This window comes from Caulobacter sp. GW822-FHT07D08, assembly GCF_058798735.1.
Genome location: NZ_JBXAKU010000001.1, coordinates 638,949 through 654,104, shown reverse-complemented (window position 1 = coordinate 654,104; position 15,156 = coordinate 638,949). Strand labels below are relative to the sequence as shown.

The following is a 15,156-nucleotide window of genomic DNA, read 5'->3' as shown; positions in this document are numbered from 1 at the left end:
TAACAAGAAGAAGTGGAGGGCCGGGAGCATGTCTCCCGGCCCTTTTTTTCATGTCCGGACACGAATTCACGGACGTCCCGACAGGCCTTTGCTGGCGCTGGCGGTCGACGCGAGGCTTGGTCGAGACATGACCGACATCACCACCCCCGACATAGCCCCGCCCTCCGCCAACGCCTGGCGCGAGTTCGTCGAGATTCTCCGCACCGTGGGCTTGGCGCTCGCCATCGCCCTGATCCTGCGGGTCGTGATCTTCCAGCCCTTCACCATCCCCTCGTCCTCGATGGAGCCGGGACTGGTGACCGGCGACTACATCGTGGTCTCCAAGTCGTCGTATGGCTGGAGCCGGGCCTCGTTCCCGCTCAATCCGCCGCTGTTCAAAGGCCGGTTCCTGGAGCGCATGGCCCAGCGCGGCGACGTGGTCGTCTTCCGCCTGCCGCGCGATCCCGGCCAGACCTGGATAAAGCGCGTGATCGGCCTGCCGGGAGATCGCGTTCACGTGCGAAACGGTCAGGTCTTCGTCAATGGCGTCGCCATCCTCCAGACGCCGCTGGGCATGACCCAGGATCACGACGCGCCGGACCGCACCGTTCTGCAATTGGCCGAGCGGACGCCGAACGGCCGCGCCTATGTCACCTATGACGGCGGGCCCGGCCAGCCGGGCGACGACACCGGCGCCTATGTGGTGCCGGCGGGCCAGTATTTCGTGATGGGCGACAACCGCGACAACTCGCTGGACAGCCGCTTCGCGCCGTCAGCCGGCGGCGTCGGCCTGCTGCCAGCCGAAAACCTGGTCGGCCGCGCGAAGTTCGTGCTGGTGTCGTGGCGACAGGGCGCATCGCTGTTCAAGCCGTGGACGTGGCTGGACCTGCAGTGGGACCGGCTGCTGAAGCCGATCCGTTAGCGCCCGCTGAATTCCTCGAAGCTCAGATTGCCATCGTGGTTGGCGTCCAGGCGCTCGAAGACCGCGTGCGAGGGCGTGGTCGGACGGGCGAGCGAGGGCGCGGCCACCGCGCCGACGGCCAAGCCTGCCAGCGCCGCCGCCATGGCTCGCCACGCTAGACCGGGGGCGCGGGGCTTGGCCACCCGCCCTTCCAGTTCCTGGTCGATAAAGACCCGCACCACCTCGCTGGCCGTGCGGTCCGTCTCGCGGCAGCGGGCCATGAAGGCGGTCTTGGTCTCGTACGGCAAACGGACCTCGAGCACTTCGCTCTTCTTGGGCTTGCCAGCGGCCATGCCTGTTCTCATTGGGGGAGAAACCTCGCGATGTTCGTCCCTGATTATCATCTTCCGCGACGCGCAAAAAGAAAGCCCGGCCAAACGACCGGGCTTGAAGTCAATAGGGAGGAAACGCCCAAGAAGGGCAGAGGCGCTCGGCGCCTCACGGATCCCTGATAGCGCTAACACTCTGGATGGCGCAACCTCTTTTCGACGGCCGCGACGGCCTGCCGCATGTGGCCTTGACGATCGTCAGCGCACAGCGGCGCTTTACGACGGCCGCGAGAGGTCATACCAATGTTACCGCTACCGATGCCGCAAGGTCGGAGTGGGGAGAAACGTCGATGAAGATGCTCGCGCGGCTAGCCGTATTCGGCGCGGCCCTGGCCCTTGCTTTCCCGGTTCATGCCGAGCCGACCAAGTCTCCCCGCTGGGTCGGCGCCTGGGCCAGCGCCCAGATGGCGCCGGACGAGAAGAATCGCCTCGCCGCCGAGGACTATCCGGACGCCACCCTGCGCCAGATCGTGCGCCTGACCCTGGGCGGCGAGACGCTGCGGGTGCGCCTCTCCAACGCCTTCGGGACCGCGCCGCTGACGATCAAGGCCGCCCATGTCGCCGTCTCGTCCGATCTCGCCAGCGCCCGAATCGACCCGGCCACGGACCGCGCCCTGACCTTCTCCGGCCGCGCGGAGGTGACCATCCCCGCCGGCGCCGACTACTGGTCCGATCCCGTGAGCCTGAAGGTCGCGCCGCTGACCAACTTGGCCATCAGCCTCCACTACGCCGCCGCCCCCAGCGTCCAGACCGGCCATCCGGGCTCGCGGGCGACCTCCTACGTCCTGGCCGGCGATCACGTGGCCGCCGCCGATCTGCCCGGCGCCAAGACCGCCGACCGCTGGCTGCAGATCTCCAGCGTCGACGTGGTCTCGGCCAAGGCTCGCGCCATCGTGGCGCTGGGCGACAGCATCACCGACGGCTACGGCGTCCAGCCCAACACCAACCTGCGCTGGACCGACGGGCTGATCGAACGGCTGAAGGGCAAGAACATCGGCCTGCTGAACCTCGGCATCGGCGGCAACCGCGTGCTGCTCGACGGCCTGGGTCCCAACGCCTTGGCGCGGTTCGAGCGCGACGTGCTCAGCCAGGCCGGCGTCACCCATGTGGTGCTGCTGGAAGGCGTCAACGACCTGGGAACCCTGACACGCGAGGCGCCCGCCACGCCCGAAGCGCACAAGGCCCTGGTCGAACAGGTCCTCGCCGGCTACCGCCAGATGATCGACCGCGCCCATGGCCGGGGGATCAAGGTGATCGGCGCGACCATCCTGCCCTATGCCCGCTCGGCCTATTACCACCCCGGCCCGGAGAGCGAGGCCGACCGCCAGGCGATCAACGCCTGGATCCGCGCGCCTGGGAACTTCGACGGCGTGATCGATTGGGACAAGGCCCTGCGCGACCCGGCCAAACCCACCTATCTGCTATCGGCCTACGACAACGATGGCCTGCACCCCAACCTGGCGGGCTACAAGGCCATGGCGGACGCCGTGCCGCTGAGTTTGTTCAACGCGACCAACAAATAATCCGATCTCCCCGGCGAAGGCCGGGGCCCAGATCCATCCGGGGAATCAGACTTGTACGCGCCCAAAACCTCAGCCAAACCCGCCAATGCCCAGGGTTCGATCTGGGCCCCGGCCTTCGCCGGGGAGATCGGGAAGTGGGTGAGCGTTGCGTGCGTCGCGCTCATGGCCACCACCGCCCACGCGGCCGGCAAACCCGTCATCGCCTTCACCTGGGACGACCTGCCCGCGCACAGCGCCCTGCCGTCGGGTGTGACGCGCGTCCAGATCGCCGCCGACCTGCTGAAGGCCGCCGCCGACGCCAAGGCCCCCGCCTTCGGCTTCATCAACGGCGTCCAGACCGAGCGCGAGCCGGCCTCGACGCCGGTGCTGAAGATGTGGCGCGACGCCGGCCAGCCCCTGGGCAACCACACTTGGTCGCACCAGAACCTGAAGGACCTTACGCCCGAACAGTTCGCCGCCGAGACCGCCGGCAACGAGCCCATGCTGAAAGACCTGATGGCCGCCGAGGATTGGCGCTGGCTACGCTATCCGTTCCTGTCCGAGGGCGACACGCCCGAGAAGCGCCTGGCCGTTCGCGCCTGGCTGGCGACCAACCACTACAAGATCGCCAGCGTCACGATGAGCTTCGCCGACTACGCCTATAACGAGCCCTACGCCCGCTGCGCGGCCAAGGGCGACCGGGCCGCGATCGCCGAACTGGAGAAACGCTATCTGGACGGCGCGGCGGCCGTCGCCGACCGCGCCCGGGCGATGAGCAAGACTCTGTACGGCAAGGACATTCCCTATGTCCTGCTGATGCACGCCGGCGCCTTCGACGCCCGCATGGCCCCGCGCCTCTACAGGCTCTTCCAGGATCGCGGCTTCGGCTTCACGACGCTGGCGGAGGCGCAGAAGCATCCGTTCTACCGCACAGACCTCGACCCCGGCCTGCCGCCCGAGCCGACCACGCTGGAGGACGCCTTGAAGGCCAAGGGCCTGCCGGTCCCGCCCGATCCGGTGGATGTGAAGGCGGTCGACGGAATGTGCCGCTAAGCGTTTCAGCCCCGCAACAACTTCCCTGCTGACAATAGCGACGCTCCCGCATAGCGTCCCGCGCCATGATCAAGCCCTCGCTCACGGCGCTCGCGGCCGTCCTCGCCCTCGCTACCCCTGCCATGGCGGAAAAACTCACCCCACAGCGCGTCTTCGCCGACCCCAACCTGAGCGGCCCGACCGCCAAGGGCGTGGCCCTGTCGCCGGACGGCAAGCGTGTCACCTATCTGAAGGGTAAGGCCGAGGCGGCGAACGTCCAGGACCTGTGGGCGGCCGACGTCAAGGGCGGCGAGCCCTATCGCCTGATCGACTCGGCGACCCTGTCGTCGGGGGCCAAGGAACTGTCGGAGGCCGAGAAAGCCCGCCGCGAACGCGCCCGCGTCTCGGCCCGCGGCATTGTCGAATACAGCTGGGACAAGCAGGGCCGCTTCATCCTGGTCCCGCTGGACGGCGACCTCTATCTGGATAGCATCGCCGACGGCAAGGTCACGCGCCTGACCGAAACCCCGGGCGACGAGGTCGACGCCAAGGTCTCGCCCAAGGGCGCGTACGTCAGCTATGTCCGCGACCAGAACCTCTACATCAAGCCGGTTGCCGGCGGGCCCGAGAGGGCCCTGACCACCGAGGGCAAGGACGCCCTGTCGTTCGGCGTCGCCGAGTTCATCGCCCAGGAAGAACTCTCCCGCGCGACCGGCTACTGGTGGAGCCCCGACGAGGCCCACATCGTCTATGCCCGCGTCGACGAGAACGGCGTCGACATCGTGCCGCGCGCCGACATCGGCCCGACCGGCGCCACCGTGGTCAATCAGCGCTATCCGCGCGCCGGCCGTCCCAACGCCGTGGTCGACCTGTTCGTCCGCGACCTGGCCTCGGGCAAGGTCGTGCAACTGGACCTGGGCGCCAACAAGGACATCTATGTCGCCCGCGTCGCCTGGGCCCAGGACGGCAAGACCGTCTATGTCCAGCGCCTGTCGCGAGACCAGAAGACCTTGGACTTGATCGCCTTCGACCCGACCACCGGCGCGGGCAAGACCATCCTGATCGAGACCGACACCCACTTCATCGAGCTGCTCGACAACTTCAAGGCGCTGAAGGACGGGACCTTCCTGTGGGGCTCGGAGCGGGACGGCGCCAGCCACCTCTACCGCTACGCCGCCGACGGCAAGCTGATCGCCCAGATCACCAAGGGCGACTGGCCGGTCGACAAGCTGGAAGGCGTCGACGAGGCCCGCAAGGTCGCAATCTTCGGCGCCTCGATGGACAGCCCGCTGGAGCGCCGCATCTATGAGGTGAGCTACGCCAAGCCCGGCAAGCCCAAGGCCCTGACCTCGGGCGGCGGCTGGTGGTCAGCCAAGGTGGCCGAGGCTGGCGGCGCCTTCGCCGGCTCCTACAGCGATCCCAAGACCCCGCCTCAGACGGCGCTCTATTCGGCCGACGGCAAGCTTGTGCGCTGGATCGAGGAAAACAAGCTGGCCGAGGGCCACGCCTACTGGCCCTACGCCTCGACCCTGCCGGTTCCGGAATACGGCTCGCTGAAGGCCGCCGACGGCTCGGCCCTGTACTACGAGATCCTCAAGCCCATCGGCTTCGATCCGGCCAAGAAGTACCCGGCCATCGTCTCGGTCTATGGCGGCCCGCACGCCCAGCGCGTCACCAAGAGCTGGCATAGCCCGAGCGAGCGCACCTATCTCGAAGCTGGCTACGTGGTCTTCAAGCTGGACAACCGCGGCAGCGGCAACCGCTCGGCGGCCTTCAAGCGCGCCCTCGACCGCAACCTCGGCACGGTGGAGGTCGACGACCAGTTGCAGGGGGCCAAGTTCCTGCAGAGCCTGCCCTATGTCGACGCCGACAAGCTGGGCGTGATGGGCTGGTCGTACGGCGGCTTCATGACCCTGATGCTGCTGACGGCCGACAACACCCCGTTCAAGGCGGGCGCGGCCGGCGCTCCGCCGACCGAATGGGGCCTCTACGACACGGCCTATACCGAGCGCTACATGGGTACGCCCGCCGACAACAAGGCCGGCTACGCCTATTCGGACATCAATACCCGCCTGGACAAGCTGAAGCCCGGCAGCCTGCTGCTGCTGCATGGCATGGCCGACGACAACGTGATCTTCGAGAACAGCACCCGCGTCATCGCGGCCCTGCAGAAGAAAGCCATCCCGTTCGAGATGGCGCTCTATCCCGGCGAGCGCCACAGCGCGCCCGGCAGCAAGACCAAGGGCCTCAGCGTGCTGAACACGCACCTGGAGTTCTTCGACCGCAAGCTGAAGGGCCAGTAGGCTCCAAGCCCCTCGCGCGGCCCCGTCACACAGGGCGCGCGCGAGGGGCCTGCGACTCAATGCTCCACCCACATGCCGCTTTGTCGCAGGCCTGAACCGCGAACCACGCTCTACGTTACGCCACAGTGGATTCCCGAGGAGCGCGTTGTGGCGAAGACGACCGACGAAGCCATCGAGCAGCTGATCGCGACCGTGAAGGAAGCGCTCGAGGACGGCCGCGCCTCGGCCTCGGAACTCGAGGAATGGCTGCTGGCGGCGATCATGCTGGAAGAGATGGGCCTGGAAGAACAGCGCGACGAACGTGACAACCGCACGTTCTCAAGCTGGATGCTGGCCAGTACGACGCTGCACTAGGCCGCTCCGACATTACGCCGAATTCACGCATCGCAGGCTAGCCGCGCTACAGACGTAGCGCTACACATGTAGCGGACACCGGATAACGGAAGCCGCCATGATCGAATCCCTGCCCCGACGCGAACGCGAGGTCTTCGAGACCCTCTGTCGCCTGGAGACCGGCGCCGTCGCCAACGTGCGTAGCGCCCTGTCCGACCCGATCAGCGACTCGGCCATCCGCACCATGCTCTCGCGCCTGGAGGCCAAGGGCCTGGTCGAGCGCGAGGCCGGTCCCGACGGCTTCGTCTACCGCCCCGCCCCGCGCCCCGAGGCCGTCGCGGCCAGCGCGCTGAAGCGGGTCATCGACACCTTCTTCGCCGGCTCGGCCGCCAGCGCCGCCACCGCCCTCCTGGGCCTGGGCCAGCGCCTGACCACCGAGGAAGCCGCCGCCCTGGAGCGGGTCATCGACAAGGCCGTGGAGCGGCCGGCGGAGGATCGGTCGTGACCTGGACGCTTCTCTTTTCGCTGCTGGTCAAGTCCAGCGTCGTCGCTGGCGCGGGCCTGGCCTGCGCCCGCTTCCTGGCCCAGCGCCCGGTCGACCGCGTGGACATCCTGCGCGCCACGGTTGGCCTGCTGCTGGCCATCCCCGTGATCATGAACGTGCTGCCCGCGCTGGACCTGGCCCTGCTGCCGCCAATCACGCCCTACGTCCCGGTGGAAGGCGCGACTGCGGCCAACGCCGCCGCGCCGGCCAACGCCGCCCCGTCATGGCCGCCCTCGGCTCAGTTGGTCGGCGGCCTGTGGCTGCTGGGCGTGGCGGCCGTGGTCGGCCAGTTGCTGCTGGGCCTGCTGACCCTTGACCGCTGGACCCGCCAGGGTCGTCCGGTCGAGCAGCAGGATTGGCTGCGGCCGCTGGAAGAGCTCTCGCCGGAAGAAGACCGTCCGCGCCTGATCGCCAGCCAACGCATCGCCAGCCCGCTCAGTTGGGGCGTCGCGCCCGGCTTCATCGTCGTCGACCCCGCCAGCTTGGACGAGCGACAGGCCGTCCGCGCCATCCTGGCCCACGAACTGGCCCACCTGCGCCGCCAGGACTGGATCTTCCTGGTCCTGTCCCGCCTGGCCCTGGCGGTGTTCTGGTTCAACCCGCTGGTCTGGCGCCTGCACGCCGTGCTGGCCGAACGCTCGGAAGAAACCGCCGACGCCGTCGCGCTCGAGACCGTAGATCGCACCCTCTACGCCCGGACGCTGGTGCGCCTGGCGTCTCACCCCACCGCCCGCCTGATGAGCCCGCGTCCCGCGACCGCGATGGCCGCCAGCGCCCGCACGCTGAAGACAAGGATCGCCCACATCATGACCCACACCGCTTCACGTCGCCGCCCCGTGACCGTCGCCCTCAGCGTCGTCGCCCTGGCCGCTGTCGCCACGCCGCTGGCCGCCCTGGGCCTGACGCACCAGGAATGGGTCGCCCCGCCGCCGCCGCCGGCTCCCCCGGCGCCGCCCGCGCCGATGGCCGCGCCCCCGGCTCCCCCTGCCCCGCCGGTCAGCCCGCCCGCCGCTCCGCCCCCGCCGGCGCCCCCTGCCCCGCCGCCCGAACCGCCCGCCTACAAGTCCGGCTACGTCTACAACTACTACCGCGTCCCCACGGGCGCAGAGCGTGTGGCCGCCGACCAGGCGCGCGCCGAAGCCGATCAGGCGCGCCAGGAGGCCGAACAGGCCCGTATCGAGGCCGATATCGAGCGTCGCCAGGCCGACCAGAACCGTGTCCGCGCCGACGAAGCCCGTCGCCTCTCGGACATGGCGCGCGCCCAGGCCGACGTCGCTCGCCAGGCCGCCGAGGGCGCGCGGATGGGCGCTGAACAGGCCCGCCTCGCCGGCGAGCAGGCTCGCATCATCGGCGAACGCGCTCGCGAGCAGGCCATGCGCCAGGTCGCCAACGCCCGCATCCACATGGCCAACGGCGCCGTGCAGATGCGGCGCGGCGCTCAGCAGATGCGCGAGGAAGCCGTCCGCCTGCGCGACCCGGCCTATCGCGCCAAGCAGATCGCCGAGAACCGCGAGCGCGGCAGCGTCGTCACCGACGCCGAACTACGCGACCTGGCCGACACGTTGCCGGACAAGGCCAAGGACATGGAGCGTCGCGCCGACGAGTTGGAAGCCCGGTCGCGCAAGCCGAGCTGAGATCCCCCAATCTGAGGCGACAACGGCGCTTGACTTCCGTAGCGAAAGAAAACGAACCTCTTTCGCATGACGCTCTACACCGACTTGATCGCCGCCGTCGCCGCCACCGAGTCCGGCTTCTCCGCCTTCGTCACCGACGACTGGAAGCAGGGCCGGACCACCTATGGCGGCCTCTCGGCGGCGCTCTGCGTCGAAGCGGCGGTGCGGACCTTCCCGGAGGCCCCGCCCCTACGCTCGGCCCAGTTCGCCTTCGTCGGCCCTGCGTCTGGAGAACTCGCCATCCAGGTCAAGCCGCTGCGTCAGGGCAAGTCGACCCTGTTCGTCGCCGTCGACCTGGTCGGCGAGCAGGGCGTGGCCACCCACGGGGTCCTGACCTTCGGCGCGGCGCGGGCCTCGACGCTGTCGCACAGCGAGGTCCCCGCCCCTGACGTCGCGCCGCCCGAAGCCTGCGAATCCTTCTTTCCGGAGAACCGCCAGGGCGCGCCGCATTTCTCGGCCCAGTTCGAGGTGCGCAAGGCGGGCGGCACGCGACCGCTGGCCGGCGGGGATCCCGAATACCTGCTGTGGATCCGTCACCGCGACCCGGCGGCCCGCTCGCTGTCGGCCCTGATCGCCCTGGCCGACATGCCGCCGCCCCCGGCCATGGCCCTGTTCACTCAGTTCGCCCCGATCTCGACCATGACCTGGGCCATGGACGTGGTGGGCCTTCCCGCCGAGGACGACGACGGCTGGCGCCTGTTGCGCACCAAGGCCGAGACCGTCGGTGAAGGCTATTCCACCCAGGAGATGCACCTGTGGGACCGGAATGGCCTCCCGCTGGTCCTGGCGCGCCAGAACGTGGCGGTCTTCGCCTGATCCTTCCTTTATCCGATCTCCCCGGCGAAGGCCGGGGCCCAGATCGAACCCACGAGCGCTTAACGGACTGAAAGGGGCGTATCTCGGACCATCCCAAACCGCTCAGGCTGAATCTGGGTCCCGGCCTTCGCCGGGAAGATCGGAAGAGGGGGAAAATCAGAACTTCCTGTACGGACGTTCCCTGAAGCCCTTGGCGAGCGCGGATTTTTGACCTCATCCTCGCCGCCGCGCACCCAGACTCGAGACGCGCACGGGGAAACGTCCATGACCAAGTTCGCCTGCCTGCCTTCCGCGTATCTGGCCGGCGCCGCCGCCCTCGCCCTGCTCGCCGGGACCGCGCAAGCCCAGACCGCCGAACAGACGACCAGGGCCTATCTCGCGGTCATCAAGGACAAGAACCCGACCCTGCACGCGGTGATCGCCACCAACCCCAACGCCCTTTCCGACGCCAAGGCTCTCGACGCCGAGCGTAAGGCCGGCAAGGTCCGCTCGCCCCTGCACGGCGCGCCGATCCTGCTGAAGGACAATATCGAGAGCGCCGATCCGCTGCCCACCACGGCCGGCTCACTGGCGCTGAAGGACAATGTCACCGGCCGCGACGCGCCGATCGCCAAGCGCCTGCGCGACGCCGGCCTGGTCATGCTGGGCAAGGCCAACCTGTCGGAATGGGCTAATATCCGCTCGGGCAAGTCGATCAGCGGCTGGAGCGCGGTGGGCGGCACGGTGCGCAATCCGTACGTCCTGGACCGCAGCGCCTGCGGCTCGTCCAGCGGCTCGGCCGCGGCGGTGGCGGCGGGCCTGGCGCCCCTGGCCATCGGCACCGAGACCGACGGCTCGATCACCTGCCCGGCCGCGATCAACGGCCTGGTGGGCCTCAAGCCGACCGTGGGCCTCGTTTCGCGCACCCATATCGTGCCGATCAGCCACAGCCAGGACACCGCCGGCCCGATGACCGCCACGGTCGAGGACGCCGCCAAGGTGCTGACCATCATCGCCGGCGGCGACCCCGCCGATCCCGCGACCAGAGAGGCCGACGCCCGCAAGACCGACTATGCGGCCGGCCTCTCAAAGGACGCGCTGAAGGGCGTCAAGCTGGCCGTGGCCCGGTTCTACACCGGCTATTCGCCCAACACCGACGCCGTGTTCGAGGCGGCGCTGAAGGACCTGCGGGACCAGGGCGCGATCCTGGTCGATGTGAAGGACTTCGATGAAGGCCCGATCGGCAAGGCCGAGGGCGTGGTGCTCTACACCGAGCTGAAGGCCGACATGGCCGCCTATCTCTCCTCGACCGATCCGAAGAAGGTCCCCAGCCGCACGCTGGCCGACCTGATCGCCTTCAACAAGGCGACACCCAAGGAGTTCGAATGGTTCGGCCAGGAGAGCTTCGAGCGGGCCGAGAAGACCAAGGGTCTCTCCGATCCCGACTACCTGAAGGCCCTGGCGGATTCGAAGCGCCTGGCCGGTCCGGAAGGGATCGACAAGATCCTCAAGGACACCGGCGCGGTGGCGATCATCGCCCCGACCACCGGCCCGGCCTGGACCATCGATCCGCTGAACGGCGACAACTATGGCGGCTCGTCGACCACCCTGCCCGCCGTGGCTGGCTATCCGCACCTGACCGTGCCGATGGGCGCCGTCACCGGCCTGCCGGTCGGCCTCTCGTTCATCGGCCCGGCCTGGAGCGAGAAGCTGCTGCTGGACCTGGGCTACGCCTACGAGCAGGCCACGCACCACCGCAAGACGCCGACCTTCATCAAGACGATCGCACCGTAGAGGCTACGGGACCTTCGGCCGCACCACATCGATCGGCGGCGGCGGCGGCGTCACCTTGTGCCGGTTCGGGGCCGAGGGCGGCGGCGGGCCGGACGGCGGATAGTATGGCGCGTACGGACGCCCGTCCGCGCAGGCCGCCACGGTCAGCGCGGCCAGGATCAGCAGGGCCGCGGGCCTCAGCATCGACGCCCGCCGGCGCTGGGCGGACCGAACAGGCCCGTGCCCGACCGGAAGCAGTCGTTCTCGTAGCGCGGATCCCAGACATCGGTCCGGCCGTCGGCGCGGGTGAACTGGTAGCGCTCGCCGCGGTCGTCGCGGCCGCTGAGGGTGACCTGACCCGGGCGGTCGGAGGTCACGCCGTAGGACTCGCGGGTCAGGCCGTCGACCGCGCAGGACGACACCAGGCCGGGACGGCTGAGGTCGCCCGATAGCCCCGCGGCCGAGCCGGTCTGGGCGTTATAGGCGGCCACGTCCGTGCCGCCGCCGCGCTGGCCGCCGACGAACACCTGGGTGCCGGTGGCGCTGTCATAGGTCATGATGTCCGGCGCCTGGCCGGTGATCGGCGCGCCGCAGATGTCGCGGCGCTTGGGTGAGTAGCCTTGGGGCGCGTAGCCTTGCGGCTGTCCCTGCGGCGCGCCGTAGGTCGGCGCGTAGCCGCCGCCGCTCTGCTGGGCGAAGGCCTGCGTCGAGATCAGGGTCGAGGCCGCGACGGCGGCGGCGACCAGACCATGGGCCAGCTTGCTCATTTGGGGGCTCCCCCTTGTTGCGGCGCCAGGGACCGAGGCGGCGGCGCGCCGGCCAGGCCCGTCGCGGCGGCGTCATTGGCGAGGTCGGCGGGGCCCGAGCTCATGGCCAGCGGCGCGGGACCGATCGATGGGGCCGGCCAGTAGGTTTCGTAGTCGAGACGGGCGCGGTCGCGCTGGGTGCGATAGAGCTCCGGCGCCTCGAACCACGGACGGCAGGTCAGCTCGCCGTCGAAGAAGCCGCTGACCAGGGCCTTGCAGCCCTCGGGGCGGGCATAGATGCGGTTGTCGACCGCCCGGATCTGGCCGCCGGCGTCGGCATAGATGCCCGAGCGCATGACGCCCACGATCTTGTTGTTGGCGGCGTAGACGATCCCCGAGGCGACGTAGAGGCCGACATCGGTCGCCTCCAGCTCACCCGCGTTCAGGCGCAGATTGGCGTTCTCGACGGTCACGGCCCAGTCGCTGTCGCGAACCACGGGACGCAGCAGGGTCGTCTCGTCGCCGCCGCCGATATAGACGCCGCGCGAGAAGCCATCGACGTACAGGCCATCGATGGTCACCAACTGCTGGCGGTTCATGCCGCTGAGCACGAAGCCGGCCGAGTTGCGGGTGCGCGAAGAACCGGTCCAGTCGCCCAGCCGGACGATGCGGATGTCGCGCAGGCGGCTGTCGCCCGAGGTCTCGAAGGCCCCGCCGATGGCGGCGGCGGCGATCTCGACGTCCTGGGCCATGATCGTGCCGGTGGCCTTGACCACGGCCGAGCGGGTGCGGCCGATGAAGGCCACCCCGGCCATTTCGATGCGGCTGTCGCCCACGTCGAAGGCCGAGGCGTCGCCGTCATAGCGGACCGTGACGTTCTTCAGGGCGATCTCGGTGGCGCGGCCGGTGATGCACGAGGACGAACCCGCGCGCGAGGCCTCGATGCCCAGCCCTTCCAGCACGACGTACTGCACGCCCGGCTGGATGCGGATGCAGGGCTGGCCGGCCGGGGCCACCAGGATCGGGCGATCCAGGCCAGGCGAGTAGTTGCGCACGACGATGCTGACCGACTGGGTGATGTTCAGCGAGTCGACGCAGGCCCCGCCATTGGTCGAGGTCAGGGTCAGGGTGTCGCCGTCATAGAGCCGCGCCAGGGTCTGCGAGACCTGGCCGGGATAGGCGTAGTCGCAGTTGATCTCGCGCGGCGCGTAGCCGCCATAGCCCGGACCATAGCCGCCGCCCGCCACGCAGCGGCCGCGCGAGCGGTGGTAACCTCGGGCGCAGGGGCGCGGCTTGGCGTAGCGCACCTTGCAACCCTGCGAGAGGTTCGGCTGGATTAGCAGGCCGAAGCACGGGCGGATCTGCTGGTCGATCTTGGCGTCCGGCGAGGCGATCGCGATCTCGGGCGCGGCGGCCGCGACACCGAGGATCAAGGCGGCCCAAAGCGCCAGCAGGCGGCTGAGGCTGCGCATCTAAAAGTCCCTTTCGCTGTACGGACGGCCGCGATCGGCCGCGGGCCGGGGCGGACGCGAGACCTGGGCCAGCAGCTGCTGCAGCCGATAGGCCGACGGCTTGAAGCCCGAGAGGGCTCCGTCGATCTGGTAGACCACCGCCTTGGCGCGATCCTGGTCGGCCACGCCCTGCAGGCCCAGGGAGAAGAAGGTCGACATGGCGTACTTGGCCTCGGCCGAGCCCTGGCGCTCGGCTTCCTCGTACCAGTGATAGGCCCGGGCGTAGTCGCGCGGGACGCCGACGCCTTCGGAGTACATCACCGCCAGCACCAACTGGGCCTTGGACGAGCCGTTGACAGCGGCGTACTGGATCGCCCGCACCTTTTCGATCGAGGACAGGCGGCCGTTGGCCGGCCGGCCCAGCATCGATTCCAGGGTCTGGGCGTCGTTGACGCTGAGCAGCTTCTCGTCGAGCACCGCCGACGGGATCACCCGCAGGTACGACAGCGCCTCGGCCACGTGGACGAAGGGCAGTTCGTTGATCCGGCTCAGCGCCGCCTCGCGCGCCTCGCCCGACAGGTCTGACTCGTCGGAGTGCGGCACGCCCGAGTCGGGCGATTCCGGCGGATAGAACTCGTAGGGCGGGATCCAGCGCTTGGCCTTGGTCTCGACGAACGAGCCGTACGAGGCCCGCTGCGGCGAGCTGCGCTCGAAGTCCTTGAGCATGACATAGGCCGACACGTCGCCGGTCTGCACCGCCAGGTAGTTGTAGAGATAGGCGTCGACGTCGTTGCGGCGGAACAGATCCAGGGCGGCCGGCGCGCCCGGCTGGCTGGGCTTGCCGTAGGCCTGAATGGCCTGGAGATTGTCGGACGGCTCGCCGAACGGGCCGAAATAGGCGTCGTGGATCCGCGCCAGGGTGCGGAATCCGTCGGCGCCCTGGGCCGAGAGCATGTAGATCACCCGGTTGCGGACCTTCTCGCGCTCCTCGGTCGACATGCGCGACAGCAGGCGGTCGAGGGCGAAATAGGCGCTGCGGCGCTCGAACGCGCGGCAGTCGTCGAAGCGCGACACGGCCTTCGATTCGGAACCCCGGCGCTCATAGGATGAGATTGGCGCATAGCCGCCGTCGTTGGACAGGGCCATGGCGTACCAGACGGCCGCCTCGACCGGATCCTCAAGGTTCTTGTCGACCGCGCGCTGGCCCTCGTAGCGGCGGGCCAGCTCCAACTGGGCGAAGAAGTCGCCGCGGAAGCCGCCCTGTCGCAGGGCGCGAATCTCTTGCTGCTGCTGATTGAACTGGCCCGAGACCCCCTGCGCCGCCTGAGGACGAGGGCACGCGCTGGCGCGCTTGTGGAACCAGAAGCTGGGCCCCGTGTCGCAGCCCACCAGCGGGATCACCACCGCCGCCACGATCGCCCCCACCGGGGCGCGACGCAGCAGGGCGGAGCGGCTGGCGAACGCGCGCTCGGCCGCTCCACAGAGCATCCGAAGGCGCGCAAGTGCGTCGCCGGCCTCGCGCATGAATCCCCCTTCAGCCCAGCCCGTTAACCATAAAACAACGATCTCTCATGTGCTCGGGATGGGCCACTGTCAAGGTCAGCTCAACCCATCCGCCAATGAACACTTTGTCACGACAGTCCGGGTTCGCCCGGCAGGCGAATTTCCCGGATTTCGCGCGACTTCACCGCGCACGGAACATCTTCCCAAACATCGAAAAGCCGACAGCTAACCT

Annotated in this window: 13 protein-coding genes and 1 pseudogene; 9 read left to right on the top strand and 5 right to left on the bottom strand. The window is 69.1% G+C overall.

The annotated features are described in order from the left end of the window. The first annotated feature begins 127 nt into the window (after positions 1-127). Positions 128-901, top strand: a complete 774-nt coding sequence (lepB, locus tag AC1RJ9_RS02880; protein ID WP_492834887.1) for a signal peptidase I — start codon at positions 128-130, stop codon at positions 899-901. Here lepB and AC1RJ9_RS02875 read toward each other — a convergent pair. Beyond that, entirely contained in the window at positions 898-1,233 is a 336-nt protein-coding gene (locus AC1RJ9_RS02875) for a hypothetical protein (RefSeq protein ID WP_492834889.1), read from the bottom strand. The two genes, lepB and AC1RJ9_RS02875, sit on opposite strands and share 4 nt — an antisense overlap. Before the next feature lie 326 nt (positions 1,234-1,559). On the opposite strand from AC1RJ9_RS02875, the gene AC1RJ9_RS02870 reads away from it, so the two are divergent. The 8 genes and pseudogenes from AC1RJ9_RS02870 (at position 1,560) to AC1RJ9_RS02835 (ending at position 11,245) form a co-directional block, all read left to right on the top strand. Then, positions 1,560-2,792: an SGNH/GDSL hydrolase family protein gene (locus tag AC1RJ9_RS02870; protein WP_492834891.1), complete on the top strand. Its 1,233-nt coding sequence runs from the start codon at positions 1,560-1,562 to the stop codon at positions 2,790-2,792. Positions 2,793-2,954: 162 nt separating this feature from the next. After that, on the top strand, positions 2,955-3,824 hold the full coding sequence (locus AC1RJ9_RS02865; protein ID WP_492834893.1) for a polysaccharide deacetylase family protein: 870 nt from the start codon (positions 2,955-2,957) through the stop codon (positions 3,822-3,824). A 65-nt stretch (positions 3,825-3,889) separates the two neighbouring features. Continuing rightward, positions 3,890-6,106, top strand: coding sequence for a S9 family peptidase (locus AC1RJ9_RS02860; RefSeq protein ID WP_492834895.1), 2,217 nt, complete (start codon positions 3,890-3,892; stop codon positions 6,104-6,106). Between the two features lie 147 nt (positions 6,107-6,253). Next, complete coding sequence (locus tag AC1RJ9_RS02855) at positions 6,254-6,460, top strand: hypothetical protein (protein WP_492834897.1); 207 nt, start codon at positions 6,254-6,256, stop codon at positions 6,458-6,460. Positions 6,461-6,557: 97 nt separating this feature from the next. Then, complete coding sequence (locus AC1RJ9_RS02850) at positions 6,558-6,944, top strand: BlaI/MecI/CopY family transcriptional regulator (protein ID WP_395443024.1); 387 nt, start codon at positions 6,558-6,560, stop codon at positions 6,942-6,944. Next, the gene (locus AC1RJ9_RS02845) at positions 6,941-8,617 is read left to right on the top strand and encodes a M56 family metallopeptidase (protein ID WP_492834899.1); all 1,677 of its coding nucleotides are present in this window, start codon (positions 6,941-6,943) and stop codon (positions 8,615-8,617) included. The genes AC1RJ9_RS02850 and AC1RJ9_RS02845 overlap by 4 nt, the downstream gene beginning before the upstream one ends. Positions 8,618-8,683: 66 nt before the next feature. Continuing rightward, on the top strand, positions 8,684-9,472 hold the full coding sequence (locus AC1RJ9_RS02840) for a thioesterase family protein (RefSeq protein ID WP_492834901.1): 789 nt from the start codon (positions 8,684-8,686) through the stop codon (positions 9,470-9,472). Positions 9,473-9,675: 203 nt separating this feature from the next. Then, positions 9,676-11,245, top strand: a pseudogene (locus AC1RJ9_RS02835) (amidase). A 3-nt stretch (positions 11,246-11,248) separates the two neighbouring features. Here AC1RJ9_RS02835 and AC1RJ9_RS02830 read toward each other — a convergent pair. The 4 genes from AC1RJ9_RS02830 to AC1RJ9_RS02815 are packed head-to-tail and all read right to left on the bottom strand — an operon-like array spanning position 11,249 to position 14,945. Continuing rightward, entirely contained in the window at positions 11,249-11,428 is a 180-nt protein-coding gene (locus tag AC1RJ9_RS02830; protein ID WP_492834903.1) for a hypothetical protein, read from the bottom strand. Beyond that, a complete protein-coding gene (locus AC1RJ9_RS02825) occupies positions 11,422-11,991 on the bottom strand; it encodes a hypothetical protein (protein ID WP_492834905.1) in 570 nt (189 codons plus the stop codon). The genes AC1RJ9_RS02830 and AC1RJ9_RS02825 overlap by 7 nt, the downstream gene beginning before the upstream one ends. Continuing rightward, positions 11,988-13,442: a hypothetical protein gene (locus AC1RJ9_RS02820; RefSeq protein WP_492834907.1), complete on the bottom strand. Its 1,455-nt coding sequence runs from the start codon at positions 13,440-13,442 to the stop codon at positions 11,988-11,990. The genes AC1RJ9_RS02825 and AC1RJ9_RS02820 overlap by 4 nt, the downstream gene beginning before the upstream one ends. Next, positions 13,443-14,945, bottom strand: coding sequence for a tetratricopeptide repeat protein (locus AC1RJ9_RS02815; RefSeq protein ID WP_492834909.1), 1,503 nt, complete (start codon positions 14,943-14,945; stop codon positions 13,443-13,445). Between the last annotated feature and the right edge of the window lie 211 nt (positions 14,946-15,156).

Excerpts from the sequence above, each read along its gene's own strand:
- AC1RJ9_RS02865 (WP_492834893.1), top strand. The coding sequence starts at position 2,955 with ATGGCCACCACCGCCCACGCGGCCGGCAAACCCGTCATCGCCTTCACC.
- AC1RJ9_RS02830 (WP_492834903.1), bottom strand. The coding sequence starts at position 11,428 with ATGCTGAGGCCCGCGGCCCTGCTGATCCTGGCCGCGCTGACCGTGGCG.
- AC1RJ9_RS02870 (WP_492834891.1), top strand. The coding sequence starts at position 1,560 with ATGAAGATGCTCGCGCGGCTAGCCGTATTCGGCGCGGCCCTGGCCCTT.
- AC1RJ9_RS02860 (WP_492834895.1), top strand. The coding sequence starts at position 3,890 with ATGATCAAGCCCTCGCTCACGGCGCTCGCGGCCGTCCTCGCCCTCGCT.
- AC1RJ9_RS02815 (WP_492834909.1), bottom strand. The coding sequence starts at position 14,945 with ATGCGCGAGGCCGGCGACGCACTTGCGCGCCTTCGGATGCTCTGTGGA.
- AC1RJ9_RS02840 (WP_492834901.1), top strand. The coding sequence starts at position 8,684 with ATGACGCTCTACACCGACTTGATCGCCGCCGTCGCCGCCACCGAGTCC.
- lepB (WP_492834887.1), top strand. The coding sequence starts at position 128 with ATGACCGACATCACCACCCCCGACATAGCCCCGCCCTCCGCCAACGCC.
- AC1RJ9_RS02875 (WP_492834889.1), bottom strand. The coding sequence starts at position 1,233 with ATGGCCGCTGGCAAGCCCAAGAAGAGCGAAGTGCTCGAGGTCCGTTTG.
- AC1RJ9_RS02825 (WP_492834905.1), bottom strand. The coding sequence starts at position 11,991 with ATGAGCAAGCTGGCCCATGGTCTGGTCGCCGCCGCCGTCGCGGCCTCG.
- AC1RJ9_RS02820 (WP_492834907.1), bottom strand. The coding sequence starts at position 13,442 with ATGCGCAGCCTCAGCCGCCTGCTGGCGCTTTGGGCCGCCTTGATCCTC.
- AC1RJ9_RS02850 (WP_395443024.1), top strand. The coding sequence starts at position 6,558 with ATGATCGAATCCCTGCCCCGACGCGAACGCGAGGTCTTCGAGACCCTC.